27 protein-coding genes are annotated in these 23,194 nt (G+C 65.5%); 16 read left to right on the top strand and 11 right to left on the bottom strand.

Translation table 11 applies throughout. The annotated features are described in order from the left end of the window. Together AC1DXI_RS20015 and AC1DXI_RS20010 are read right to left on the bottom strand one after the other, a co-directional pair. A partial coding sequence (locus AC1DXI_RS20015) for a VOC family protein (protein WP_476940035.1) occupies positions 1-221 on the bottom strand: 221 nt, incomplete at its 3' end. A gap of 72 nt (positions 222-293) precedes the next feature. Further along, positions 294-470: a hypothetical protein gene (locus AC1DXI_RS20010; RefSeq protein WP_476940034.1), complete on the bottom strand. Its 177-nt coding sequence runs from the start codon at positions 468-470 to the stop codon at positions 294-296. A 259-nt stretch (positions 471-729) separates the two neighbouring features. Here AC1DXI_RS20010 and AC1DXI_RS20005 point away from each other — a divergent pair, with 259 nt between their 5' ends. From AC1DXI_RS20005 to AC1DXI_RS19985, 5 genes are all read left to right on the top strand, one after another. After that, a complete protein-coding gene (locus tag AC1DXI_RS20005) occupies positions 730-1,227 on the top strand; it encodes a winged helix-turn-helix transcriptional regulator (RefSeq protein WP_476940033.1) in 498 nt (165 codons plus the stop codon). Positions 1,228-1,391: 164 nt separating this feature from the next. Next, complete coding sequence (locus tag AC1DXI_RS20000; RefSeq protein WP_476940032.1) at positions 1,392-2,552, top strand: MFS transporter; 1,161 nt, start codon at positions 1,392-1,394, stop codon at positions 2,550-2,552. 324 nt (positions 2,553-2,876) lie between these two features. Further along, positions 2,877-4,301: an SDR family oxidoreductase gene (locus AC1DXI_RS19995; protein ID WP_476940031.1), complete on the top strand. Its 1,425-nt coding sequence runs from the start codon at positions 2,877-2,879 to the stop codon at positions 4,299-4,301. A 35-nt stretch (positions 4,302-4,336) separates the two neighbouring features. After that, a complete protein-coding gene (locus AC1DXI_RS19990; protein ID WP_476940030.1) occupies positions 4,337-4,570 on the top strand; it encodes a tautomerase family protein in 234 nt (77 codons plus the stop codon). A gap of 16 nt (positions 4,571-4,586) precedes the next feature. Beyond that, entirely contained in the window at positions 4,587-5,624 is a 1,038-nt protein-coding gene (locus AC1DXI_RS19985; RefSeq protein WP_476940029.1) for a nitronate monooxygenase, read from the top strand. 73 nt (positions 5,625-5,697) lie between these two features. Here the strand turns inward: AC1DXI_RS19985 and AC1DXI_RS19980 are convergent, their stop codons facing one another. Beyond that, positions 5,698-6,261: a CGNR zinc finger domain-containing protein gene (locus AC1DXI_RS19980; RefSeq protein ID WP_476940028.1), complete on the bottom strand. Its 564-nt coding sequence runs from the start codon at positions 6,259-6,261 to the stop codon at positions 5,698-5,700. Positions 6,262-6,605: 344 nt separating this feature from the next. On the opposite strand from AC1DXI_RS19980, the gene AC1DXI_RS19975 reads away from it, so the two are divergent. Then, a complete protein-coding gene (locus AC1DXI_RS19975) occupies positions 6,606-6,830 on the top strand; it encodes a hypothetical protein (RefSeq protein ID WP_476940027.1) in 225 nt (74 codons plus the stop codon). Here the strand turns inward: AC1DXI_RS19975 and AC1DXI_RS19970 are convergent. From AC1DXI_RS19970 to AC1DXI_RS19955, 4 genes are all read right to left on the bottom strand, one after another. Next, positions 6,827-7,396, bottom strand: a complete 570-nt coding sequence (locus AC1DXI_RS19970) for a TetR/AcrR family transcriptional regulator (protein ID WP_476940026.1) — start codon at positions 7,394-7,396, stop codon at positions 6,827-6,829. The two genes, AC1DXI_RS19975 and AC1DXI_RS19970, sit on opposite strands and share 4 nt — an antisense overlap. 195 nt (positions 7,397-7,591) lie before the next feature. Further along, a complete protein-coding gene (locus AC1DXI_RS19965) occupies positions 7,592-7,771 on the bottom strand; it encodes a hypothetical protein (RefSeq protein WP_018775517.1) in 180 nt (59 codons plus the stop codon). 364 nt (positions 7,772-8,135) lie between these two features. Beyond that, a complete protein-coding gene (locus AC1DXI_RS19960; protein WP_476940025.1) occupies positions 8,136-9,431 on the bottom strand; it encodes a cation:proton antiporter domain-containing protein in 1,296 nt (431 codons plus the stop codon). Between the two features lie 210 nt (positions 9,432-9,641). Further along, positions 9,642-10,724, bottom strand: a complete 1,083-nt coding sequence (locus AC1DXI_RS19955; protein ID WP_476940024.1) for a LacI family DNA-binding transcriptional regulator — start codon at positions 10,722-10,724, stop codon at positions 9,642-9,644. Between the two features lie 205 nt (positions 10,725-10,929). Here AC1DXI_RS19955 and AC1DXI_RS19950 point away from each other — a divergent pair, with 205 nt between their 5' ends. The 5 genes from AC1DXI_RS19950 to AC1DXI_RS19930 all read left to right on the top strand — a co-directional run bounded on the left by AC1DXI_RS19950 (position 10,930) and on the right by AC1DXI_RS19930 (position 15,733). Further along, positions 10,930-11,775, top strand: coding sequence for an ABC transporter substrate-binding protein (locus AC1DXI_RS19950; protein ID WP_476940036.1), 846 nt, complete (start codon positions 10,930-10,932; stop codon positions 11,773-11,775). Positions 11,776-11,905: 130 nt separating this feature from the next. Beyond that, entirely contained in the window at positions 11,906-12,694 is a 789-nt protein-coding gene (locus tag AC1DXI_RS19945; RefSeq protein WP_026538635.1) for an amino acid ABC transporter permease, read from the top strand. Further along, a complete protein-coding gene (locus AC1DXI_RS19940; protein WP_476940023.1) occupies positions 12,691-13,488 on the top strand; it encodes an amino acid ABC transporter ATP-binding protein in 798 nt (265 codons plus the stop codon). The genes AC1DXI_RS19945 and AC1DXI_RS19940 overlap by 4 nt, the downstream gene beginning before the upstream one ends. Then, a complete protein-coding gene (locus AC1DXI_RS19935; RefSeq protein WP_476940022.1) occupies positions 13,488-14,543 on the top strand; it encodes a Gfo/Idh/MocA family protein in 1,056 nt (351 codons plus the stop codon). Before AC1DXI_RS19940 ends, AC1DXI_RS19935 begins: the two co-directional genes overlap by 1 nt. A gap of 68 nt (positions 14,544-14,611) precedes the next feature. Continuing rightward, entirely contained in the window at positions 14,612-15,733 is a 1,122-nt protein-coding gene (locus tag AC1DXI_RS19930) for an NAD(P)/FAD-dependent oxidoreductase (RefSeq protein ID WP_476940021.1), read from the top strand. Positions 15,734-15,824: 91 nt separating this feature from the next. Here AC1DXI_RS19930 and AC1DXI_RS19925 read toward each other — a convergent pair whose 3' ends face one another. Then, positions 15,825-16,388, bottom strand: a complete 564-nt coding sequence (locus AC1DXI_RS19925) for a hypothetical protein (protein ID WP_476940020.1) — start codon at positions 16,386-16,388, stop codon at positions 15,825-15,827. Between the two features lie 184 nt (positions 16,389-16,572). Between AC1DXI_RS19925 and AC1DXI_RS19920 the strand changes: the two genes are divergently transcribed. The 5 genes from AC1DXI_RS19920 to AC1DXI_RS19900 all read left to right on the top strand — a co-directional run bounded on the left by AC1DXI_RS19920 (position 16,573) and on the right by AC1DXI_RS19900 (position 20,219). Then, positions 16,573-16,983: a TOBE domain-containing protein gene (locus AC1DXI_RS19920; protein ID WP_018775502.1), complete on the top strand. Its 411-nt coding sequence runs from the start codon at positions 16,573-16,575 to the stop codon at positions 16,981-16,983. Next, entirely contained in the window at positions 16,980-17,813 is an 834-nt protein-coding gene (gene modA, locus AC1DXI_RS19915; protein ID WP_476940019.1) for a molybdate ABC transporter substrate-binding protein, read from the top strand. The genes AC1DXI_RS19920 and modA overlap by 4 nt, the downstream gene beginning before the upstream one ends. A gap of 5 nt (positions 17,814-17,818) precedes the next feature. After that, on the top strand, positions 17,819-18,640 hold the full coding sequence (locus AC1DXI_RS19910) for an ABC transporter permease (protein ID WP_476940018.1): 822 nt from the start codon (positions 17,819-17,821) through the stop codon (positions 18,638-18,640). Then, positions 18,637-19,686, top strand: coding sequence for a sulfate/molybdate ABC transporter ATP-binding protein (locus AC1DXI_RS19905; RefSeq protein WP_476940017.1), 1,050 nt, complete (start codon positions 18,637-18,639; stop codon positions 19,684-19,686). Before AC1DXI_RS19910 ends, AC1DXI_RS19905 begins: the two co-directional genes overlap by 4 nt. An 86-nt stretch (positions 19,687-19,772) precedes the next feature. After that, positions 19,773-20,219, top strand: a complete 447-nt coding sequence (locus tag AC1DXI_RS19900) for an SRPBCC domain-containing protein (protein WP_476940016.1) — start codon at positions 19,773-19,775, stop codon at positions 20,217-20,219. Between the two features lie 21 nt (positions 20,220-20,240). Here the strand turns inward: AC1DXI_RS19900 and AC1DXI_RS19895 are convergent, their stop codons facing one another. From AC1DXI_RS19895 to AC1DXI_RS19885, 3 genes are all read right to left on the bottom strand, one after another. Then, positions 20,241-21,401, bottom strand: a complete 1,161-nt coding sequence (locus AC1DXI_RS19895; RefSeq protein WP_476940015.1) for a glycerate kinase — start codon at positions 21,399-21,401, stop codon at positions 20,241-20,243. A 1-nt stretch (position 21,402) separates the two neighbouring features. Continuing rightward, positions 21,403-22,878: a C4-dicarboxylate transporter DctA gene (dctA, locus tag AC1DXI_RS19890; protein ID WP_476940014.1), complete on the bottom strand. Its 1,476-nt coding sequence runs from the start codon at positions 22,876-22,878 to the stop codon at positions 21,403-21,405. 37 nt (positions 22,879-22,915) lie between these two features. Then, positions 22,916-23,194: hypothetical protein (locus tag AC1DXI_RS19885; protein WP_476940013.1), on the bottom strand; the 279-nt coding region annotated here is incomplete at its 5' end.

Here is a 23,194-nt window from a genome sequence, read left to right as displayed (position 1 = left end):
ACGGCGAAAATCTGATTTTGGAGTGATCCGGGTGCGGCAGCGGTGATGCTCTTGCCGATCATGATGGATGCTTCCGACCCGGGAGGGGTCAGCTGCGCCACCCGGAAGTCCTCGCTGGCGATGTAGTCGATATCGACGCGGAAGCCGAGCGATTCGTAGAAGGCCTTGGCCCGGTCGACGTCGGAAACGGGAACGAACAGTACTTCAAGCTTCAAATCCATGGTGATAAGTCCTTTTTCTTCTTGGGGTCTTTTGTATGGCACCGGGCGGTGCCGTTGCCTGGGTTGGAGGTTTTAGCCGGCGGTGAGCCGATGGCCTGCTTCGGCGAGGGTGCGGGTCATGTGTTCCGCGTACCACTGCGGCCATTCGGTGTCATACACCCCACCCAGGACTTCGGCTTCGTAGATGCCATGAGCAGCCGCGGCCTTGTTAAGTGCGTCTGCCAGTATCTCGGTGGTGGACTGCGCCATTTGTGGTTCCCTTTCAGTGGGTAATGCCGGTCTATGTGATCCCGCCGCCGGGGGAGGGGCGGAATCTTGGGGGAAATGCTGAACAATGCGGCAACCACTTCTGCGTCACCGGTTCAACTGGTAACGATAATGACATCCCGTTCCGTCACCTGTCAAGGAGGTGATCCGTGGTCCGAATCGCCGAAATCTCTAGCTTGACAATTTAGTAGCCAGCTTTTACGCTCTAACTACCACAATTAGAAGTCAGGCAGGTGGGTCGATGTCAATCAAACTCAATGGCGCGCTCGAGGATCGGGGCGCCTGGCGCGTGGAGAACTGCTCCATCGCCATGACGATGGAAATAATCGGGACCCGGTCATCGATGCTCATCCTGCGGGAGGCCATCTACGGCACAACCCGATTCGACGACTTCGTGCGCCGGACAAAAGGTACCGATGCCATAGTCTCGGCTCGGCTCAAGCAACTCACGGATATTGGCCTCTTCGAAAAGCGTCCGTACCAGGAAGAGGGCAAGCGGAAGCGCTATGAGTATGTGCTGACGCCGAAGGGTGCAGATCTCATGCCGGCGGTGTTCGCTCTGATGCAGTGGGGCAACCGGTATTTGCAGTCCGACGACGGCGGCCCGTTGCGGCTCGTGAAGCGCGGCACGGACATTCCAGTCGTTATCGGACCACATGCCGAATCGGATGCGCAGCTCGGGTTCGACGATCTGGAAATTGCCGCAAACGGCAACTGGATCGAGCAGGGCCACGACTGATCAACCGGCGCCGCGCTGCCCCGGGCGCCGGACCACAACATACAAATCAACTACGGTGCCGGAGGATTGTTGGCCGGCAGAACAGAAGCCTTTCAATGTCAACTGATACATCCCTCGAAACTCGCACACCAGCCGCTGGCAGTCGCTCCAGGATTCCTGCCGGATTGGCTTTCACAGGGAGCGCAGTCACCTTCATCAGCTTGTACCTGGCGGCCGGTGCGCCGACGCCACTGCTCGCTTTCTACCAAGAGCGGTGGGGCTTTCCTGCGGCGGTCCTGACCCTGGCGTTCGCCGTCTACGCGCTCGGCTTCCTTGCGGCCATGCTGACCGTCGGTTCGCTCTCCGACCATGTCGGCCGGCGGCCCGTGCTGATCGGAGCACTCCTCGCTCAGCTCGTAGCGACCCTGATGTTCCTCATAGCGCCCGACATCGGGTGGGTGATCGCCGCCCGCGTCGTGCAGGGCCTCGCCACCGGCGCTGCCACCAGCGCATTCACGGCCGCCCTCGCCGAACTCGCCCCGCCGAACCGAAAGAAATTGGGCAGCATACTTGGCAGCGTCGGCATGACCGCGGGGCTCGCTGTCGGCGCATTGCTTGCGGGGTTCGCCATCCAGTTCACGCCCGCGGCGAACACGATCATCTTTGCCGTCCTCACCATCGTGACGATCCTGGGAATCGTCGTCGTCGCGCTCTCTCCCGAAAGTGTGGCCGGCTCACCGGGAGCGTTGCGTTCCCTGATCCCGCGCGTCTCCGTTCCGCCGGCTGCCAGAAAAGAATTTGCCGCGGCTGCCCCGGTGATAGCCGCAATCTGGATGCTCGCAGGTCTGTCCCTCGGACTCGCGCCGACAATCGTACGAAACGTCTTCCACTTGAACAGCGGCCTGGTCAACGGCCTCAGCGGTTTCATCGCGCCGGCAACTGCTGCTGTCGTGGCTGTCGCCTTCGGGCGGCTTAGCCCTCGGAACGGTATGACTCTTGGGATCTACGCCTCCATCGCCGGGACCACCGTCGTCGTGACCGGCGTGCTCGCCGGAGGTCTTCCGCTCATGATCACTGGTCTGGTTATCACCGGCATCGGCTTCGGGGCAGCCTTTTCCGGATCACTGCGCCTGATCATGCCGCTGGCCGGCCCCCAGCAGAGAGCTGGAATCGTCGCCGCAATATACGTTGTGGCCTACATCGCGTTCGGCCTGCCCGTCATCATCGCTGGCCAGCTCGCCGCCCCGCTGGGCCTCATGCCGACGGTTGTCGGGTATGGAGGCGCGACTGTCGCCCTCGCGCTGATCAGCCTCGTCGCACAGTTCCGCATCAGCCGGCGCTCCTGAGGCGCGGGTCTATCTGCCGGCTGCCGACAGCAGACCATGGCGTCACCGGCTTGACGGGTGACGGTCTTAATGCAATGATATTGTCACCTGCTTAACCGGTAACGATTCCTTCGGCCGGAAGGATTTAGTCCCCGCAGGGCAGGTGGCGGGGCCCTCAATGTTATGAGGGTGAGTGACGGCGGCACCGGCCCTCGGTAAAATCATGAACGGTCCGCGAAGCGAAAGCCGCGGGTATCCTTCCCTCCAAGAAGTAGACCGCCCGTCTATTCAACTGGCACGTCGCAGTTACCTAATTCACTGTTTATCTATTGATTGGAATGTGAAATGAAAAAAGTCCTTATGGTCCTCACCGGAGCTACCTTCTGGGAATTCAAGGACGGGACCAAACATCCGACCGGATTCTGGGCGGAAGAGTTCGTGGTCCCTGACCGCATGTTCCGGGAGGCGGGCCTGGAAGTCACCATCGCGACTCCTGGCGCCGTCACCCCGGTTGCGGACGAGTTCAGCCTGGTGCCGGAGACGAATAACAACGACAACGCGAAAGTCGAGGAATTCCGCGCCTACCTCGCGGGCTCCAAGGAGAACCTGGCCGCCGCCGTCGCGCTCGAGGAGGTCGATCCCAGCGAGTACGACATCGTTTTCGTCCCTGGCGGCCATGGTCCCATGCAGGATCTCGCGACGAACACCGACATCAAACGGATCTTCGAGGCAACGCTCGATGACCCCACCAAGGTGGTCGCCTCTCTGTGCCACGGGCCCGCCAGCTTCAGCACAGCAACCCGCGACGGGCAGTGGCTGTTCAAGGGCCGGCGCCTGACTGCGTTTCTGGATGAGGAAGAGACCCAGGTTGGCTTCGCCGACAAGGCGCCCTGGCTCCTGGAATCCCGCCTCCGCGAGTACGGTGCCATCTTCGAATCCGGGCCCGCCTGGGGTTCGTACGTGGTCGTCGACGACCTGCAGCTGCCAGCGCCGCCACCAACACCTCTTCCCAGGAGACATCATGAGCAAAAGCAAGAAAATAGTCATTATTACTGGAGCCACTTTATGAGCAAGAAAACAGTCGTTATCACGGGAGCCTCGCAGGGAATCGGTGCCGGCCTTGTCCAGGAGTTTTTAAAGCGGGACTACAACGTCGTTGCTTCCGCACGATCCATCGAGCCCGTGGAGGACCCGAGTGTCCAGGTCGTCCGGGGTGACATTGCCGACCCTCAGACCGCGGACCGGATTTTCGAGACAGCCGTGCACAGTTTCGGCCGTGTAGACACGGTCATCAACAATGCCGGTCAGTTCTTGTCCAAGCCCTTCACTGAGTACAGTGCCTCCGAGTTCGACCAACTCGTAGCAGTCAATCTCGCCGGATTTTTTCATGTCAGCCAAAGGGCCGTCGCCCTTATGGAAGCAGCGGGCTCCGGGCACATCATCAACATCACCACCACTCTCGCCGACCAGCCGAGCACAGACGTGCCGGCAATGCTCGCTGCCCTGACAAAGGGCGGGCTGAATTCGGCGACAAAGTCCCTCGCCACCGAGTACGCAAGCCGCGGGATCCGGGTCAACTCCGTATCTCCGGGCGTCATCAAGACCCCGATGCACCCGGTTGAAACACACGCGCAGCTTGCGGGACTGCATCCTATGGGCCGTCTGGGGGACATAGACGAGATTATCCATGCCGTCGTCTTCCTCGAAGAAGCCGAGTTTGTTACCGGTGAAATCCTTCACGTCGACGGCGGCCAGCACGCCGGACGATGACCACATTCCTTTACTGAAGAACGGATTAATCAGTCATGCCTATTGTCACCATTGACATCACCAAAGAAGGATCGACGGCGGCTGCGACAGCCGCCACCGCTGCCGAAAAGGCCGCCATCATCAGGGGCGTCAGCCAGGTGCTGCTTGACGTCCTTAACAAACCCCTCGCCTCAACGTATGTCGTGATCAATGAAGTGGACACGGACAACTGGGGCTGGGGAGGACTGCCAGCGCTCGAATACCGGCAGGCCCTGCGCGACGCTGCATAACGAAGGGACCGGCATCATGAACACGTCCACGAGGAAGCAACCCCGCTTCGATATCGCCGCCCTGCCACTGCCCGTCATCCAAGCCCCGATGGCGGGCGGCCCGTCTACTCCACAGCTTGCGGCCGCCGTAAGCTCCGCTGGAGGACTGGGGTTTCTGGCCGCCGGATACAAAACAGCGAGCAGTGTGGCTGCCGAGATCAACGCTGCCAGGAAACTCACCGAAGCACCATTCGGCGTCAACGTCTTCGTCCCCCAGCCCTCGGCAATCCGGCCTGACGTCTTGCAGCAATACGCGCTTTCCCTCGCCGCCGACGCATCCCGCCTGCAGGTGACCCTCGGCGATCCCAGACACGATGATGACGATTGGCAAAACAAGCTTGACGTCCTTTACGAACTGGCCCCCGCCGTCGTGTCTTTTACCTTCGATGTGCCGGAGGCGGGTGTGGTCACCGCCTTGCAAGAACGAGGGGTATCAGTGACAGTGACGGTCACCTCGCGCGCCGAAGCGAAGCTGGCGATAGCCGCAGGGGCAGATGTGCTCTGCGTCCAGGGGCCCGAAGCCGGCGGGCACAGGGGTACGTTCGATGCCACCGGGCCGGCAGGGATCACACCCCTGCACGTGCTGCTCAATGACTTGTCCGACCTGGAGATCCCGTTAATTGCAGCAGGCGGCATTGTCACGGGAGCGGATACGCAGGCTGCGATGTCGCAGGGCGCGGTGGCAGTCCAGGCCGGCACGGCGTTCCTGAGGGCAGACGAAGCTGGGACCGGAGCGGTGCACCGGGCGGCCCTTTCCTCCGATGATTTCCCGGCGACAGCCGTCACGAAGGCCTTCTCCGGGAGGTATGCGCGGGGTCTGTATAACGACTTCATGAGGCAGCACGACGTCGAGGCGCCCTTTGGATATCCGGAAATTCATCACCTGACCCGTCCTTTGCGGGCCGCCGCAGCCGGGGCAGGTGATCCCCACCGTATTAACCTCTGGGCGGGCACCGGATTTGATCGCTCCATCGTCGGCTCGGCCCGATCCATCCTTGCCCGGCTCACCACCTGAGAACAGGAACCGTTACGGATCCCTTCGCGCCAATGCCTTAGCTTCAGTGCTTCCTCCGCTGAAGCTAAGGCATCTATTTGCTGGCTGCAGAGACCAGTTTCTCTTCTCTTTTGCGGGCACGGTAGGCAGCCGCCTTCATCTTGTTGCCGCAGGGGTCCATGGCGCACCACTCCCGGCGCGCTCCCCGGGACCGATCGATGTAGACCCGGGTGCACTCGTGGTTCGCGCACTCCTTGAGCAGCGGCACGTCGGGTCCGCTGAGGACCTCGATAGCATGCCGTGCCACAGTTGACAGCGCCTCCCTTGGGGTTGCCTCGGTCACCCGCCCGTCAGGCGTGAGCTGAGGGACGGCCGGCGGTGTGCGGGCGGCATCGTTGACGATGGAGAGGGCGTCGTCGTCGAATTCATCGCCGGCTATTTTGGTGTGAACCAGGGAGTAGATAGCCTCCCGGATCACGATGGCCTGCTCAAGATCGGCCGCTTGAAATTTGGTGTCCCCGTCGATAATGCCGGATTCGTGGAACCAGGCGTCCAGGCTCTCAGGTGACGAGAACATCTCCAACGGCACCCCAAGCCGTGAGCGGACTGTTGCGGCGAAGTCGAGGGCCGGATTGCCGCAGACGAATGAATGTGTCATGTCACCAGTTTGACAGGTGACGCACTGGAATGCAAAAATCGTCACCTGCTTAACCAGTGACTGGCTATCAATCTCGTGGCCAATGCAGCCCATCCCCTCAACAAGAAGAAGATCACATGCCTGACCTCAACCTGGGACCATCCACCGGCCGGTTCTGCGCGATACGCGCTTTCCTCCGTCGAATGGGGAAGTCCGAAGGGGCGAAGAAGCCCAGCCTGACCAAGTCGAGCGTAGGGAGGACCGCCGAAGAGGAGCGGCACCCGCTCCGGTACGGCGACAAAATCCCAGACGCCCACTTCTGGTGGTTTTAGTCGTGCAGCGCAGACCAGCGAAAAGAGACGCAATTGCGTAAGAACATGCTTGCCGTCGGCTTGCTCGGCGTCGTACTCACCAGCGGCTGCGCCTTAGGCAGCAACGCTCCCGGCAGGGCCGCCGGCGCCGTCAAGGACGGGGCGAGAAGGGAAACCGTCGGCAGCGTCGCGGCAGAGAACTTTACCCGGCAGCTCTACGGGTCCAGTGCCGTCGCAGCTACGCCCACTGGTGCGGCCAAAGATGACCCCGCGATCTAGGCGAGGATATCGGTGCTGACGGTTTCCAGGAACCCGTCAAGGGGGGCGCGTGACTTGGTGAGCTTGGCGCGGGCGACTGCGCCTTCGAACGCGGCCACGATAAAGGAGGCCAGCCGGTAGGCGTCCCCCTTGTTGGTGATTTCACCGGTTTCCTGTGCCGCGGCGATGGCGGCGGCCAGCTTCACGGTCCACGCCTCGAGGGCCCGCTCGACGACTTCTGTCACCGCTGCACTTTGGGAAGGCATTTCGTTCGAGAAATTGCCCAGAAGGCAGCCCCGGGTGTAGCCGTCAGCCTCGGCCATTGCCGTGATGTGTGCCAGGTGGTCGTGGATCCGCCGGAGCGGAGCGGTGCTGGGGCCGTCGAGCAGTTCGACGCGGGTAGTTGTGCCATAGAGCGCGACGGTCTCGACCGCAAGCGCTTCCTTACTGTCGAAGAAGTGATAGAAGGAACCCTTTGGGACGCCGGCAGCCCTCGTGATGTCGAGCACCCCCGTCGCCGAATAGCCGTTTGCATGGAAGAGTTCGAGCGCCTTGGCGCTGATGCGTTCCTTCGTGCCGACAGCCATGTCGCCGTTCTCCTTGTGATCGATTGCCGATTCTCCAAGACTGGACCGGTCGTCTACTCGATGCAAATCGCCGGGGATGGCGCCCAGCGCGGCGCGGACACCGTCACACGGTACGGCGCGACTGATAAACGGACAACGACGGCGGGAGGAGGCTCCCGCCGTCGTCGTTTGGCCCTGCCGCCTGGAACCCGGGCTTTAGGCGCCGTGGTTCAGGCTGAGGGTGAAGGTGTTCGGGCCGCTGGCGTGGACCGCGATGTTGCTCTTGGCGGTGTTGTGGCGCTCGGAGAGCTCGTGGACCAGCGCGTCCAGCTCGTGGTGCATGGTGGAGCGGTCCCAGAGCTTGTGGGTTACAGAGTTGGCAGTTTCAAACGTCATTGTTCAGTGCTTCCATTTCATGAATCCGGATGTCCGGCTGCCGCACCGATGCGGAGCCGCCGTAGGGCCAAACCAGGAACGCCTGAGACCGTGGGCAGCTCTGCGAGCTCACCGGTTTGGCCTCATTGCGTCCACCAGGATGGGTACCCGGCGTTCCCTGCGGACGCGGAACGTCGCAAGAAATCGTCAGGCTGCACGGGCAGGAACGTCGCAGTCCCTGCCTTGCCTTTCCATAGTGCACAGCGCCGCGCGGGCGGCTCAAGCCAGTTGGCGAAAATTGCGCGTGAGACTCATCACAGCCGCTCTGGGGGAAACTGATCGGCGACGACGGCACCCGAGTCCGGCGTGGACGGTTCAGTGCGGTCTAGGGACGGGACCGCTTCGGCCGAAAATGCGGAGGGTGGATGTGCATGCGGCTCAGGCCGCGGGCGGGAGCGGGAGAGACCGGCACCGGGCCCCCGGGCTCCGGTCCCGCTGCGGCAGCCGCCCGTCCGTAGCGGGCGGCCAACGGTGCGGCGCTGAAGCCGTGGGCCAGGACGCTGAGCAGCACGGTGGCGGCGATGACGGCCACAGCCTGATCGGACAGCGGTCCAAGGGCTTCCAGCGCCAGCAGCGCGAACACGAGGGACGCCAGGCCGCGCGGACCGAACCATCCCACGAACAGGACGGTTTTCCGGTCGAGGCCGGCGCCAATCGAGGCCAGCGCCACCGGCAGCATCCGCACCACCGTAAGGCTGAGCGCGGCGTACGCGATGGTCAGGGGGAGGGAGTGCGCCAGCATGATCGGCACGGTGATTGCTCCGAAGGCCAGCCAGACGAGCAGGGACACCAGGCCGCTCATCTGCTCGACGAAGGCCAGTTCGGCCGGCGCCCGCTCCCCGGCGCAGGTGCCGAACGCCAGCCCGGCGCAGAACGCGGCGACGAATCCGTTGCCGCCCACCGCGAGTGCGGCGGTGTAGGCGAGCAGGCTCAGGGCAAGGACGCCGATGCCGGCGAAGTCCTCGGTTGCGGTCCCGCGCCGGCGGGCCAGTTGAAGCAGCCACCCTCCCGCGGCGCCGGCCGCTGCGCCGACGCCGGCGCCGATGAGCAGCTCCATGGCCGCGCTGCCTGGGCCTTCGGCGCTCTCCAGACCTGCTGCGGCGGCCGCGCCGGCGATGGCGAGCATGACGACCGGGGTGGCGATGCCGTCGTTGAGGCCGCTTTCGACCGTGATCAGCTGGCGGATCCGAGACGGCACCGCCGGATTCGTCACCACGGGTATTCCGAGTGCGGCGTCGGTAGGGGCAAGCGCAGCGCCGACGAGGAGGGCCAGCCAGAACCCGAACTGGGGAAAGAACCAGACGGCCAAGGCCCACCCGAACACAATGGTCAGCGGCAGGCCAACTCCCAGCAGCCGCACGTAGCGGCCCACGTCCGGGCGCAATTGCTGGAGCGGCAGTCGGGCGGCGTCGGAGAAGAGCACCCACACCAGGGTGACCTCGACAACCGGGGTGATACTCGCCAGGGGTGACGGGCCACTGACCAGCCCGGACCAGGCCAGGGCTGCGCCGACAGCGGTGAACACTATCGGAGCGGTCAGGTCCGCCTGCTGCAGCCGTGCCGACACCAGCGCCCACGCAAACAGGAGGGCGGTGACGAGGACAATGACCGTCAGCTCCATGACGGAGCGGCGCTCGCTTCCGTGGGCGCCGCGGGAGGTCCTCCCGGTTCCAGCGGCCGGATCGGTCCGCCCACAGGGTCCACGCTCCCTCCGCCGATTGCACTCAACGTTCCCCTGCCATTTAGTGAATCCGCCGGCCCGGCACCGCGCCAGAGAACTAAGCCCTGCCTTTTGGGTCGAGAGTGAAGCCTGATGCCGCCCGCAAGCGGATCAGGTGTGTTCGCTGGCCGTCCGCGGGGCCGCCACCGAGCCGCGGCGGATCAGCGTGGCCGTGAATGTCGGTGCCGCCGCCGGTGCCTTGCGGCCTTCGATCTGCCGGATCAGGGCTGACGCGGCCGCAACGCCCATGTCATAGACAGGCTGCGCGATGACCGTGAGCGGGGGCGTGGTCAGGCGTGTCCAGGCGAAGTCGTCATACATGAGGAAGGAGACATCATCCGGAATGGAGAGGCCGAGCTCGTGGATCGCTTCCACCACGCTGAGGCCGATCAGTCCGTCGGAGGCGATGATCGCCGTCGCCGGGTCCGGGCGCTGCACCAGCTCGCGGGTGATCTTCTTGATTGACTCGTCGTCGCCGGCGTTGAGGCGGATCAGATCGACGGGCAGGTCCAGCCCCGCCTCCTCGAACGCGCGTTTCATGCCGTCGCGCCGGTCCGAGATCTGGGACGAGTCCAACAGCATGCCGTCGTAGTACGGTCCGGCTGCTTTCAGCGTGGAGATGAAGGCGATCCTCCGGTGGCCGGACTTGAGCAAATAACAGGTGGATTCATGGGAGATGTCCTCCATGTCCACCGCCACGGTGTCGACGTCGAGCCCTGGCGCCTTGCGGTCCAAAAGGACCAGCGGACGGCCGGATTCTTGAACGCGCCGTAAATGTTCCGTTTCCACGGATGACGCGGGTGCCACGATCAGGCCGTCAACGCGCTTGTCGAGGAGCACCCTGACGGCGTCGATTTCCGCGTCGGTATCCTCGTCCGTATTGATCAGGATGACATTGAATTCACTCCGCTTGGCGGTATCCGTGATGCCCCGTGTGGCCAGGCCGAAATGGGGGTTTTCGATGTCGCCGACCACCACCCCTATGGTGTGCGATTTCCCGGTGTTCATGCTGCGGGCGAGCTCGTTGGGCCGGTACTCCAGTTCTTCGGCGGCAGCCAGCACCCGCTCGCGCACGTCGTCGCTCACGGCACCGTAGTTGCCCAGGGCGCGGGCGGCCTGGGCCTTGGAAACCTGGGCGGCTCTTGCGACGTCGGCGACAGTGACATCGCGGCGCCGGGAAGCATCACTATTCATTACGGCCTTTCGTAGCGGACCCTTGACGCCTGATGTGGCTTCGATTACATTTCTAGCAATCGATGTGAGTCCGGTCTCAATCTTAGGGACTGAGACCGGACTCAGCAAGACTCCCATCGACAAAGTCCCACTCCACGGGGCCCGCTGCCCGCCAACCTCGCCCCTCACCCCCACGATTGGAAACGCTGTGAACACAGGAAACAAAATGCGCCCCGGGGCGCTCATCGCCGCTGCTGTTGCCGCGGTCCTGGCACTGTCCGGCTGCGGAGGCAGTTCATCCGCCTCGTCCTCGCCGGCGGACAACCCCTACGGCCTGATCGAGGCCGGCACCATCCGCGTTGCCAGCCTGGGTGATTCGAAGCCCTATACATTCGCCGATGCCCAGGGCAACTTCACCGGCTTCGACGTCGAGCTCTTCAAAGACGTCGCCCACCGCGCCGGAATCGACAAGGTCGTCTTCACCGGACAGGACTTCTCCGGGCTGCTCGCGGCCGTCTCCAACGGCCAGTTCGACGCCGGCGTTGCGGCGATCGGCATCACTGACAAGCGCAAACAAACCGTCGACTTCTCCGACGGCTACCTGGCCGGCTACCTGACCGTCATCACTACGAAGACCTCGGGCATCACCAGCGCCGACGGTCTCGCCGGAAAGCGTCTCGGCGTCGTGCAGGGAACGCTGCAGGAGGCCTACGCCGTCAAGAACTTCACCTCCGCTAACCTGGTGCGCTTCCCGGACAACAACACCGCCATCTCCGCAGTGAACAGCGGATCCGTCGACGCGCACTTCCTGGATTACGAGGCCGCCAAGGCCTACGAGACGCAGTACGGACTGGTCAGCGCCGCGGACATCCCGTCCTTCGACGCTCCCGCCGGCTTCGCCGTGGCCAAGGGCAAGACCGCTTTCAAGGACGCCCTCAACAAGGGCCTGGCCGCAGCCATGGAAGACGGCACGTGGAAGAAGCTCTACCAGAAGTGGTTCCCGGGCTCCCCGATGCCCGAGCAGTACCTGCCCAAGGCCGAGCAGACGGCCAGCCCCACACCCAGCAAGTAAGCGGACCGGCAACCAATAGGCACCGAAACTATCAGCACGTCCGGCACATAGCCCGGCTGCCACCTGACCGGGCGGGCCGCACCGCGCGGCCCGCCCGGGTTCCACAAGCTACCTACGTCTGAGAGCAACCATGGACTGGTTAAGCACCATCACCCGCACCTTCTTCGACTTCGGCGCAATGGCCGAGGTCCTGCCCCAGCTTCTGGGAGTCGGTCTCCTCAATACCCTCATCATCTCCATTGCGGCGACCATCATCGGCGTTGGCCTCGGCATGGTCGTCGCCGTGATGGGGATATCTCCCTCCCGGTGGCTTCGGGTTCCGGCCCGGATCTACACGGACCTCTTCCGCGGACTCCCCGCCATCCTGACCATCCTGTTGATCGGCCAGGGCTTCGCCCGCTTCAGCCAATCGATCTTCGGCCCCTCGCCCTACCCCCTGGGGATCATCGCTCTGAGCCTGATCGCCAGCGCCTACATCGGTGAGATCTTCCGCGCCGGTATCCAGAGCGTGGACAAGGGCCAGGGTGAGGCCTGCCGCGCGCTGGGCATGAGCTACGCGAAGTCCATGGCCCTAGTGGTGGTTCCGCAAGGCGTCCGCCGGGTCCTGCCGGCGCTGGTGAACCAGTTCATCGCGATCGTCAAGGACTCCTCGCTGGTCTATTTCCTGGGCCTGCTGGTCACGGAACGCGAGCTCTTCCGCGTGGGCCAGGACGCCGCCGTGCTTTCCGGCAACCTCTCGCCCCTGGTCATGGCCGGCATCTTCTACCTGCTGATCACGGTTCCCCTGACCCATCTGGTCAATTACTTCGATAACCGCTTCCGCACCGGCCGACGCCGCCCCGCCGCACCCAGCAGCGGTCTCAAGGAAGTCAAAGAACTCGCCGCGGCTTCACCGCTGACCACCGGGAGCAACACATGAGCCTCGCCAGCAACACCGCAAGCAGCACCAGTAACGCCAAAGAATCAGTCCCGGACATCGAGGCGTTCCACGGCTCCAGCCTGGAACTGACGAACCTGACCATGGCCTATGGCGACGTCGAGGTGCTCCGCAACGTCAGCCTCAACGTCGCCCCGGGCACCACCACCTGCATTATCGGGCCCTCCGGCTCCGGCAAGTCCACCCTCCTGCGCGGCGTCAACCGGCTCCACGAACCCAAGAGTGGGGACGTGCTCCTGGCCGGCGAGAGCGCCCTGCAGGTCAAACCGGACCTCCTGCGCAGCCGCATCGGCATGGTGTTCCAGCATTTCAACCTCTTCCCGGACCACACCGCCCTCGAGAACGTGGCGCTGGCCCTCTGGAGCGTCAAGGGCATGCCCAAGGCCGAAGCCAGGGAACGCGCCCGGCGCCGCCTCGCCGAGGTCGGTCTTGCCGAACGCGCCGACCACCGGCCCCGCGACCTCTCCGGCGGACAGCAGCAGCGCGTCGCGATTGCCCGAGCCCTGGCCATGGAACCGGAAGTCATGCTCTTCGACGAGGCCACCAGCGCCCTGGACCCGGAACTGGTCAAGGGTGTGCTCAACCTCATGGCAGGCCTGGGGCGCCGCGGCATGACCATGTTGGTGGTCACGCACGAGATGGGCTTTGCCCGCAAAGTCGCCGACCAGGTCGTCTTCATGGACGAAGGGGAGGTCGTCGAGTCCGGCACGCCGGCCGACCTCTTCGACAACCCCCAAAGCGAACGCCTCCAGCGCTTCCTCTCGGAAGTGCTCTGATGGAGACCCTGAAGGGAAACACCGCGGCGGCACCCATCCGCACCGCCGTCGTCGGATTCGGCATCTCAGGCAAGGTCTTCCACGCACCGCTGATCGCGGCGGATGCCAACTACTCGCTGGACGTGATCGTCACGGCGGATCCGGACCGCGCCTCGGAGGCGGCAAGGCTCTACCCGGAAACCAGGATCGTCCCGACGCCGGAGGACCTGTTTGCGCTCTCCGGTGACCTTGATCTGGTGGTCCTCGGCACGCCGCCGCTGACCCACTTCGACCTCGCCGCAATGGCCATCGCCCATGGCCTGCACGTGGTGGTGGACAAGCCGTTCGTCACCACATCGGACCAGGGGCAGGAGCTCATCTCCCGGGCGGCCGACGCCGGCGTGCAGCTCACGGTATTTCAGAACCGACGCTGGGACGCCGACTTCCTGACGCTGCAGAAGCTAATCGGGGAAGGAACGCTGGGCGAGGTCCGCAGTTTCGAATCGCGCTTTGAATGGTGGCGGCCGGAGGGCTTCGGGAACTGGCGGGACACCGCCGCCGTGTCCGAGGGCGGCGGCATCCTCAACGACCTCGGCGCCCACCTGATCGACCAGGCCATCCAGCTCTTTGGCCCGGTAGCCGAAAGCTACGGGGAAACGGCGAACCACGGCCCGGACCCGGGCGGCGCCGACACCGAGGCCTTCGTGTCCCTGCTCCACGAATCCGGCGTCCGCTCACGGCTCTGGATGAACGGCATGGCAGCGCAGGTCGGCCCGCGCTTCCACGTCCTGGGCTCAGAGTCCGGCTACACGAAGTGGGGCCTGGACGGCCAGGAACCGGCCCTCGCGGCCGGCATGACACCGTCGGATCCCGCCTATGGCATCGAACCCCAGATCCATTGGGGGGCCTTGGGTACCGACGGAGACCTGCGGCCAGCCGCACCTGAACCCGGCGCCTATCCGCTGTTCTATGCACAGCTCGCGTCTGCCCTCCGCGGCGAGGGCCCACTTCCTGTCAACCCGCAGGAATCACTCGACGTCCTGAACGCCATCGAAAATATCCGCGCCTTCGCATAGCCCGCACACCGCCTCCCCGTGCCCCTGACGGACACCCCAGACACCACTACTTAAGGAAAGGCAGACCCATGTCCTCCACGCCCTCAACCAAACGCATCGCCATCATCGGCGGCGGCATCCTCGGCGTCTCCACCGCCGTCCACCTGCTCCGCGACGGCGCTTCCGTCATCCTCCTGACCGAACACGGCCTGGCCAGCGAGGCCACCGGCCGCTCGCTCTCCTGGCTGAACTCCGCCGGAGAACGGTCCACGCCGTACCACCAGCTCCGGGTCGCCGGCGTGGACCGCTACCGCACACTCTTCGCCGCTGACCCCGGCCGGGACTGGCTGCAGTTCGGCGGCGGCCTCATGTGGAATCCCGCCGGCCAGGAAGCCGCGACGGAAGCCCGCCACGGCTACGAGAAATCGATTGGCTACGACTCGAAGCTCCTGGCGCCCGGACAGATTTCTTCAAGCACCCCCGGCATCGATCCGGATGCCGTGCCGGAGAACGCCATCTTCAATCCCGGTGAGGGCTGGGTCAGCCTGCCCGATCTGGTGGACTTCCTAATGGAGGAATTCCACGCCCTGGGCGGTGAACTCGTACTCAGCGCCGGCAAGGTGTCCGTGACGGTCGACGACGGCCGGGCCACCGGCGTCGAGACGGCCGCAGGCGAAACCTACGAAGCAGACGCTGTCCTCGTGGCGTGCGGAGCCGCAACTCCCGCCGTCGTCGCGCCCCTCGGCGTCGAGATCCCCAACGGATCCCCGGTCTCCATGCTGGTGCTGACCAAGCCCGTGGAGCACGAGCTGAAGGCCGTGCTGAACACCCCCAGGGCCGCCGTCCGGCCCAACCCCGGAAACACTCTCGCCCTGGACCACGACTGGTATGAAGGGCACATCGCCGAACACGCCGACGGCTCCTTCAGCATCCCCGATGACGTGGTCCAGGAACTCGCCGATGAAGCATCCAAGCTCATCGCCGGCAACCCCGACCTCAAACCGGCCTCCTGGAAGATCGGCTACAAGCCCATCCCGGGCGACGGCGAACCGGTCCTCGGTGAACTCGGCCAGGTGCCCGGCTGCTTCGTGGCCTTCACCCACTCGGGGGCCACGCTCGGCCTCATCGCAGGCGAACTTCTCGCGGGCGAGATCATGACCGGCACGAAGCACCCGATGCTGGCCACCTTCCGGCCGGGACGCTTCTCCTAGCCCGAGCCAAAATGGGCTGCCAGGCAGGCAGGGTCGGCGTTCACCTGCCCTGCCTGCCTAGGCCCCGTCCTGCACAGGTACCGGGCCCGGGCTACGGGCTGGGACTGGGGCTGGGGGACCCGGTCCCGGGTTGCGCGGGTGACGGGGCGCTCGAGGCAGTCCCGGACCCGGGCGATGCGGGCATGTACGACTGGTATTCAGGCAGTGTGGAGTCGAGGACGGGAAGCTGCACCTCGGCCGACGTGCCTGTGGAGTCCTCGCTCACCCGGACCGTGACCAGGGTCCCGGGGGATCCCGTGGTGGGGTCCAGCATCATGGCCGGAGGTTGGGCCAGGGATGTTTCACCGTTGGCCTTGACTGGAATCGATACCGTCGACCCAGAAGCGCCCGAAATGGTGACAACCGCGTCCTTGGCGGAGGTGTTGAACACGGTGCCCATGATCCGCCCGGGCTGGTCCGCTCCGTGGGAGAGGATGAGCATGTCCGTCAGCTTCATCGGACCGACCACGGTGGCGATCCCGTTGGTCGCCGGTGTGATCTTCGTGGTTTCCGCGGGATTGTCGGAGGAGCAGCCGGTTCCGGCCAGAAGCAGCACCCCCAGCGTGAGGGCGGCGATCGCAGATCTGATTCCTGCCAGCAGGGTGGTGGGTGCCACGGCCGGCTCCTCTCGGCAGAAGCTGTCCGGTCACCTCCGATTATCGTCCCGGGCGGCGGCAAAATCGAGACGGTGTCGCTCCTGGTGGCCACCCAGCGGGCGGCGCCCGACGACGGCGCCGAACTTTCGACTGATTTGCGGCTCGAAGTGCCCATAATTTCCGCAAATGGGGGATTATGGAGTCATGCCGAAAATCCGCATCTCCGAAGCAGCACGTTTTCTCGGGGTCAGTGACGACACCGTCCGGCGCTGGACCGAGAACGGGATCCTGACCCCGGTGAAGGATGACTCCGGCCGGCTGGCCGTGGACGGCCTGGAACTTGCCCACCTCGCCCGCGACCAGGCCCAGCTGCCCGACGACCCCACCAAGGTGGGCCGCTCCGCCCGCAACCGGTTCGTCGGCCTGGTCACGGGCATCACCGCGGACAAAGTCATGGCACAGGTTGAGCTGCAGTGCGGGCCCTTCCGCGTCGTGTCCCTGATGAGCAGCGAAGCCGTCCGTGAACTGGGCCTGGAGCTTGGATCCGTGGCGACAGCGGTGGTCAAAGCCACCACCGTCATCATCGAAACGCCCCACGGAAAGAGCATCATATGAGGATCGCCAGCAAGCACGTCACCGCACTGCTGGTGGCCGGCGTCCTGGCCGCGGGCCTGGCCGGCTGCGCCGCCGGCACGCCCGGGGCAGGCTCCAGCTCCAGCGCCGGGGCCGGCTCCAACTCCAGCGCCGGGGCCAGCGGGACCCCCAGGCTGTCCGGAGCGATCACGGTCTTCGCCGCGGCCTCGCTGAAATCGACCTTCGCCACGCTGGCCAGCGACTTCGAGGCGACGAACCCGGGCACCAAAATCACGCTGAACTTTGCCGGCTCCTCGGACCTGGTCACGCAGATCACCCAGGGCGCCCCGGCCGACGTCTTTGCCTCGGCCGACACCAAGAACATGGCCAAGCTGGCCGATGCGAAGCAGATCGACGGCGCCCCGGCCAACTTCGCCACGAACGTCCTGGAGATTGCGGTTCCGCCGTCCAACCCGGCATCGATCAGCTCCTTCGCCGACCTCGCCAAACCGGGTGTGAAAGTGGTGGTCTGCGCACCGCAGGTTCCCTGTGGTGCCGCGACCGAGACCGTCGAAAAGGCCGCGGGCACCACCCTGGCGCCGGTCAGCGAGGAATCGTCCGTCACGGATGTCCTGGGCAAGGTCACCTCGGGTGAGGCCGACGCCGGTCTGGTCTATGTCACGGACGTCAAGACCGCCGGAGACAAGGTCAAAGGCATCCCCTTCGCCGAGTCGGACCAGGCCGTGAACACCTACCCCATCGCCACCGTCGGCACGAGCAAGAACAAGGAGCTCGCCCAGGCTTTCATCGCCGTCGTCACCGGCAGCGAGGGCAAGAATGTCCTGAGCGACGCCGGATTCGGCACCCCGTAAACGGCATGCACAGACGCAGCGGCACCGGGTACACCGGCATCCCGGCATGGATTTACGCCATCGCGGCGGCAGGGGCACTCTTCGTCCTGCTGCCGCTGGTGGCGATGGTGGCCAGGGTCAACTGGTCCCAGTTCATCCCGCTGGTCACCTCCGAATCCTCACTGACCGCCCTGGGCCTGAGCCTGCGCACCTCCGCGGCAAGCACCGCCTCCTGCATCGTCCTTGGCGTGCCGCTGGCACTCATCCTGGCCCGGAGCGCGTTCCCGGGTCAGCGCCTGCTCCGGGCCTTCGTCCTGCTGCCACTGGTCCTGCCTCCCGTGGTGGGAGGCATCGCCCTGCTCTACACCTTCGGCCGCCAGGGACTCCTGGGTAAAAGCCTGGAGCTGGCCGGAATCCAGATCGCCTTCTCCACCACCGCCGTCGTCCTCGCGCAGACGTACGTTGCGCTGCCGTTCCTGGTGGTCAGCCTCGAAGGCGCCCTGCGCACCGCCGGCAACAAGTACGAGGCGGTCGCCGCGACTCTCGGGGCCCGCCCGGGCACCGTGCTGCGCCGGGTCACCATCCCGCTCGTGCTGCCCGGGCTGGCCTCCGGCGCCGTCCTGTCCTTCGCCCGCAGCCTGGGCGAATTCGGCGCCACGCTGACCTTCGCCGGCAGCCTGCAGGGCGTCACCCGCACCCTCCCGCTGGAGATCTATTTGCAGCGCGAAACCGACGCCGACGCCGCCGTCGCGCTTTCCCTCCTGCTGGTCGCCGTGGCGGTGGCCGTCGTCGGGCTCTCCTACCGGCGCCCGCGTCTTGGCGTGGCACCGGAAGGGGCATTCCGGTGACCTTTCAGCTGGACGCAACCCTTGCCGCACGGGGTTTCGAGGTCTCCCTCAGCCTCGGGCCGGCCGAGACAATCGCCATCCTCGGGCCCAACGGGGCCGGCAAATCGACGCTCCTCTCGATCATCTCCGGCCTGCTGCGCCCCGACGCCGGCAAGGCCACGATCGGCGAAAAGGTCCTCTTCGACCTGGGCGCGGACAAAAACATTTGGCGCGCCCCGCACACCAGGGGCACGGCGCTGCTGGCCCAGGAAGCCCTCCTGTTTCCACACCTCAGCGCACTGGACAACGTCGCGTTCGGGCCGCGCAGCGCCGGCGCCTCCAGCGCCGCGGCCCGCGCCACGGCCATGCACTGGCTCACCGAAGTCGACGCCGACTCCCTCGCCTCGCGGCGCCCCGGACAGCTCTCCGGCGGACAGGCCCAGCGTGTGGCCGTGGCCCGAGCCCTCGCCGCCGACCCCGACCTGCTGCTCCTCGACGAGCCCATGGCCGCGCTCGACATCCATGCCGCCCCTCTGCTCCGCCGGCTCCTCAAACGCGTCCTCGCCGGCCGCCGGGCCATCATCATCACCCACGACATCCTCGACGCCCTCATGCTGGCCGACAGGGTGATCGTCCTCGAAGACGGCCGGATCACCGAACAAGGCCCCACCCGCGAAGTCCTCGAAAAACCGCGCAGCCGGTTCGCCGCCGGCCTGGCCGGGCTGAACCTGGTGGCCGGCACCGTCAGCGACGCCGGCGTGACCACCGCCCAGGGCATGGTCGTCGCCGGCCACCGGGACGGCACCATCGAGCCCGGGCAGGACGGCGTCGCGGTTTTTCCGCCCTCGGCGGTATCGGTGTTCCTCACCGAAGAGCACGGCAGCCCGCGAAACTCATTCCAGGTGATCATCACGGACCTGGAGCCGCACGGCGATCAGATCCGTGTCCGTGCAGGACGGCTCTCTGCCGACATCACCCCGGCCGCGTCAGCCGACCTCGGCCTCACCCCCGGAATGAGCGTCTACTTCGTCATCAAGGCAACCGCCATCGCGATCTACCCGGCCTAGGGAGCTTCCGGACGTTCCGATTGGCGGAGTAGTCTCGGTGCCGGGCGCTGCCGGCGTCGAGCGATTCCGCGAGGAAAGGGAAGGCCATGCCTGGACAGTATGTGGCGACATCGACCATCACCATCGAGGCGCCCGCGAGCCGCGTATGGTCGGTGATCACCGATCCCGGCGCCGCCAAGGAGTTCATGTTCGGAACCGAACTCGTGACCGACTGGACGGTCGGCGGACCCATCCTGTGGCGGGGCACCTGGGACGGCAGGGACTACGAGGACATAGGCAGCATCCTTGAGCTTGAGCCCGGACGGCGGCTGGTCGTCACGCACTTCAGCCCGCTGAGCGGCCAGGAGGATGCGCCCGAGAACTACCACACGCTCACCTGGACGCTCGAGGAACGGGCCGGCGCCACGCAACTGACGCTCGCCCAGGACAACAACGCCAGCGCCGAGGAGGCCGACCACTCGAAGGGCATGTGGGACAGCCTGGTAAAGAGCGTGAAAGGAATCGCGGAGCGGGAAGAGCCAGGGCGCGATTAGGTCTCGGCGGCGGCAGAGTGCCTACAGCAGGCTTGCCGCGATGTCCCTCCCGATCCTCTGCAGCAGGGCGGCGGAAAGTCCGGGGTCTTTGGAGGAGTCCTGGTCGGTGTACTCGGCCAGGGTGTAGACCCGGGTGAGCGCCAGTTCGGACCACCTTTCCCGGGGGAGGAGGGAACGGCCGGCCACCGCGATGATCGGGCGGGCTCCGGACCTCCGGGCGACGGCGGCGGGAAGTTTGCCGGAGAGGGTCTGTTCGTCGATGCTGCCTTCGCCGGTGATGACGACGTCGCAGCTGTCCCTGCGGTTGTTGAAATCGAGCAGGTCCAGGAAGTAGTCGGCGCCCGAGACCTGCTTTGCGCCCAGCAACAGGCAGGCAAAGCCGATCCCGCCGGCGCTTCCGGCACCCTCGCGCTTCGCAAGTGCGGCCGCATCCTCGAACCCGGCGTCCGTCATCTTGGCGACGAGGTGCTCCAGCCCGTGCTCGAGTGCCGCAATGTCCTGGGGTCCGGCGCCCTTTTGGGGTCCGAAGACCGCCGGCGCGCCGTCGGCCCCGAGCAGCGGATTGTAGACGTCGCTGGCCACCACGAGCTCCGTGCCGTTCAGTTCCGGGAACCTGGTCCGGCGGATGGTGTGGATCTGCGCCAGTGACTGTCCGCTGCCGTAGAGCTGCCGGCCATCGTCGTCGTGGAAGCTGTAGCCCAGGGCGGTGAGCATTCCCATGCCGCCGTCGGTGCTGGCACTTCCGCCCAGCGCCAGCACGATCCTGGCCGGGTTCAGGCTGAGGGCGAACAGGACCGCCTCCCCAAAGCCCCGGCTGGAGGACACCAAGGGTTCCCGCTGGCCCTCCGGCAGGAGCGCCAGGCCGCAGGTGTTGGCGACCTCGACGACGGCGGTGGTGCCGTCGTACGCGATGCCGGCCTGGAAGGGCTGGCCGGTGGGCCCGGCGACGGTGTAGCGGTGCCGGGTGAAGCCGGAGGCGACGGCGGCGTCCACACTGCCGTCCCCGCCGTCGGCCAGCGGAAGCAGCTCGCAGTGGACGGCTCCGGGCCCGCGGGTGGAGCCGGCTCCGGCGCGGAGCCCTGCGGCCAGGGCGTCGGCCACCTGGCCGGCCGTGAGGCTGCCTTTGAACTTGTCCGGCGCAATGAGGGTCCGCACGGTTTTCGGGGCGGTGGTGTTGAACATGTCAGATGGTTTCCGAGTAGGCGGGGCGGCGGTTGTCCTTGGACGTCGGCTCGTCCTCGGCGGGTTCCGTGTGCCCCGGGTCGCTGTCCATGGACGTGTGGTGGCCGTGGTCGGTCAGGTCAGCAGCGATATCCGTGAACTCGTCCAGTGGTGTCGGATCCTCGCTGGGCAGGGGCTCAACCGCTTCGCCGTTGAAGACGCGGCGGACGCGGTCCGCATCCAGGGTGTGGTCCCACCAGGCGATGAACAGGGTGGCGACGGCGTTGCCGGTGAAGTTCACCAGGGCCCGGCACTCGGACATGAACTTGTCGATGCCGAAGATGAGCATGATGCCGGCGGCCGGGATGGTGCCGAGCGTGGCCAGGGTGGCGGTCAGGGCGATGAAGCCGCCGCCGGCGACGCCGGCCGCGCCCTTGGAGGTGAGCAGCATGACCGCGATGAGGCCCAGCTGCTGGCCGATGGTCAGGTTCGTGTTGGTGGCCTGGGCGATGTAGACGGCGGCCAGGGACAGATAGATGGCGGCGCCGTCGAGGTTGAAGCTGTAGCCGGTGGGGACCACGAGCCCGACCGTTTCCTTCTTCACGCCGGCGTGCTCGAGCTTGCGCATCAGGCCCGGGAGGGCCGGTTCGGCAGTGGAGGTGCCCAGGATGAGCAGGTATTCCTCTTTGAGGTGGCGGATCATCTTGAAGATGTTCAGCTTCAGGAAGGCCATGACGGATCCGAGGACCACGACGACGAACAGGATCGAGGTGGCGTAGAAGAGGGCGATCAGCCCGCCCATGCTGGAAAGGGAGGAAACGCCGTACTTGCCGACGGCGAAGGCCATCGCGCCGAACGCGCCCAGCGGGGCGGCCTTCATGATGAAGCCCAGGATTTTGAACATGACCCCGGTGAGGCGCTGGACGCCGTCGAGGACGGGCGCTCCGACCTTGCCCATGGCGTTCAGGGCGATGCCGAAGATCACGGCGATGAAGATGATCTGGAGGATGTCGCCTTCCACGAAGGGCGCGACGATGCTGGTGGGGATGATGTGGGTCAGGAACTGCCACCATTCCTGGTGCGCGCCGGCGTCGATGAGTTTGGCTGCGGAGTCCGTCGTCTTGATCGCGCTGGCGTCTGCGTTGACGCCGTCGCCGAGGCGGAAGATGTTGATGGCGACCAGGCCGAAGAGCAGGGCAAAGATCGTGCCGATCTGGAAATACGTCAGGGCCTTCAGTCCGGTCATGCCGACCTTTTTCAGATCGGCGACGCTGGCGATGCCGCCGACGATGGTCAGGAACACGATCGGGCCGATCAGCATTCTCATGGCGTTGACGAAGGTGGTGCCGATCGGTTCCATGGCGATGCCGGCGGCCGGGGCCAGCCAGCCCACGAGAATGCCGAGGACGATGCCGGTCAATACCCAGAAGTACAGCTGCCTGTACCAGCGTTTTTTGGGGGCCGGGATTTCCGTGCCCGCGGTGGTGATGTGTCCCATGATTCCTACCTCATTGTGGAATGTCTCTGGAGATGCTTTAAGTGCGGGGTTTGCACGGGGCGGGTGCCAGTTGGGCGCAGCCGCCCCGTGCGGTGGTGTAGCGTTCGACGGCGGCCGCGCGGCCGGCGTCGTCTGTTTCAGTGCCGTCGTCCGTCTTAGTGCGCCGCAGCGCTGATATGTAGGCCTGGTTGTCAAGAGGCGTAGTTGAGCGGCTCCTGGCTTTTGGTTCCGGGGGCCGCTCATTGGGTGCCGGCCGGTCGTGGTGGAGGTGTTGGCGGGTCTTTTTCGACTGCACTGTCAGGCTGATATTCGCGGG

The sequence above is a fragment of the Arthrobacter sp. P1_H7 genome, assembly GCF_056405215.1.
Note: the sequence above shows the minus strand (reverse complement) of the source record. Positions and strands in the feature narration are given on the sequence as shown.

What these genes read in the sequence shown, in the direction of transcription:
- AC1DXI_RS20010 (WP_476940034.1), bottom strand. Translation starts at nt 470, where the DNA reads ATGGCGCAGTCCACCACCGAGATACTGGCAGACGCACTTAACAAGGCC.
- AC1DXI_RS20005 (WP_476940033.1), top strand. Translation starts at nt 730, where the DNA reads ATGTCAATCAAACTCAATGGCGCGCTCGAGGATCGGGGCGCCTGGCGC.
- AC1DXI_RS19995 (WP_476940031.1), top strand. Translation starts at nt 2,877, where the DNA reads ATGAAAAAAGTCCTTATGGTCCTCACCGGAGCTACCTTCTGGGAATTC.
- AC1DXI_RS19990 (WP_476940030.1), top strand. Translation starts at nt 4,337, where the DNA reads ATGCCTATTGTCACCATTGACATCACCAAAGAAGGATCGACGGCGGCT.
- AC1DXI_RS19985 (WP_476940029.1), top strand. Translation starts at nt 4,587, where the DNA reads ATGAACACGTCCACGAGGAAGCAACCCCGCTTCGATATCGCCGCCCTG.
- AC1DXI_RS19980 (WP_476940028.1), bottom strand. Translation starts at nt 6,261, where the DNA reads ATGACACATTCATTCGTCTGCGGCAATCCGGCCCTCGACTTCGCCGCA.
- AC1DXI_RS19970 (WP_476940026.1), bottom strand. Translation starts at nt 7,396, where the DNA reads ATGGCTGTCGGCACGAAGGAACGCATCAGCGCCAAGGCGCTCGAACTC.
- AC1DXI_RS19965 (WP_018775517.1), bottom strand. Translation starts at nt 7,771, where the DNA reads ATGACGTTTGAAACTGCCAACTCTGTAACCCACAAGCTCTGGGACCGC.
- AC1DXI_RS19960 (WP_476940025.1), bottom strand. Translation starts at nt 9,431, where the DNA reads ATGGAGCTGACGGTCATTGTCCTCGTCACCGCCCTCCTGTTTGCGTGG.
- AC1DXI_RS19955 (WP_476940024.1), bottom strand. Translation starts at nt 10,724, where the DNA reads ATGAATAGTGATGCTTCCCGGCGCCGCGATGTCACTGTCGCCGACGTC.
- AC1DXI_RS19950 (WP_476940036.1), top strand. Translation starts at nt 10,930, where the DNA reads ATGCGCCCCGGGGCGCTCATCGCCGCTGCTGTTGCCGCGGTCCTGGCA.
- AC1DXI_RS19945 (WP_026538635.1), top strand. Translation starts at nt 11,906, where the DNA reads ATGGACTGGTTAAGCACCATCACCCGCACCTTCTTCGACTTCGGCGCA.
- AC1DXI_RS19940 (WP_476940023.1), top strand. Translation starts at nt 12,691, where the DNA reads ATGAGCCTCGCCAGCAACACCGCAAGCAGCACCAGTAACGCCAAAGAA.
- AC1DXI_RS19935 (WP_476940022.1), top strand. Translation starts at nt 13,488, where the DNA reads ATGGAGACCCTGAAGGGAAACACCGCGGCGGCACCCATCCGCACCGCC.
- AC1DXI_RS19930 (WP_476940021.1), top strand. Translation starts at nt 14,612, where the DNA reads ATGTCCTCCACGCCCTCAACCAAACGCATCGCCATCATCGGCGGCGGC.
- AC1DXI_RS19920 (WP_018775502.1), top strand. Translation starts at nt 16,573, where the DNA reads ATGCCGAAAATCCGCATCTCCGAAGCAGCACGTTTTCTCGGGGTCAGT.
- modA (WP_476940019.1), top strand. Translation starts at nt 16,980, where the DNA reads ATGAGGATCGCCAGCAAGCACGTCACCGCACTGCTGGTGGCCGGCGTC.
- AC1DXI_RS19910 (WP_476940018.1), top strand. Translation starts at nt 17,819, where the DNA reads ATGCACAGACGCAGCGGCACCGGGTACACCGGCATCCCGGCATGGATT.
- AC1DXI_RS19900 (WP_476940016.1), top strand. Translation starts at nt 19,773, where the DNA reads ATGCCTGGACAGTATGTGGCGACATCGACCATCACCATCGAGGCGCCC.
- AC1DXI_RS19895 (WP_476940015.1), bottom strand. Translation starts at nt 21,401, where the DNA reads ATGTTCAACACCACCGCCCCGAAAACCGTGCGGACCCTCATTGCGCCG.
- dctA (WP_476940014.1), bottom strand. Translation starts at nt 22,878, where the DNA reads ATGGGACACATCACCACCGCGGGCACGGAAATCCCGGCCCCCAAAAAA.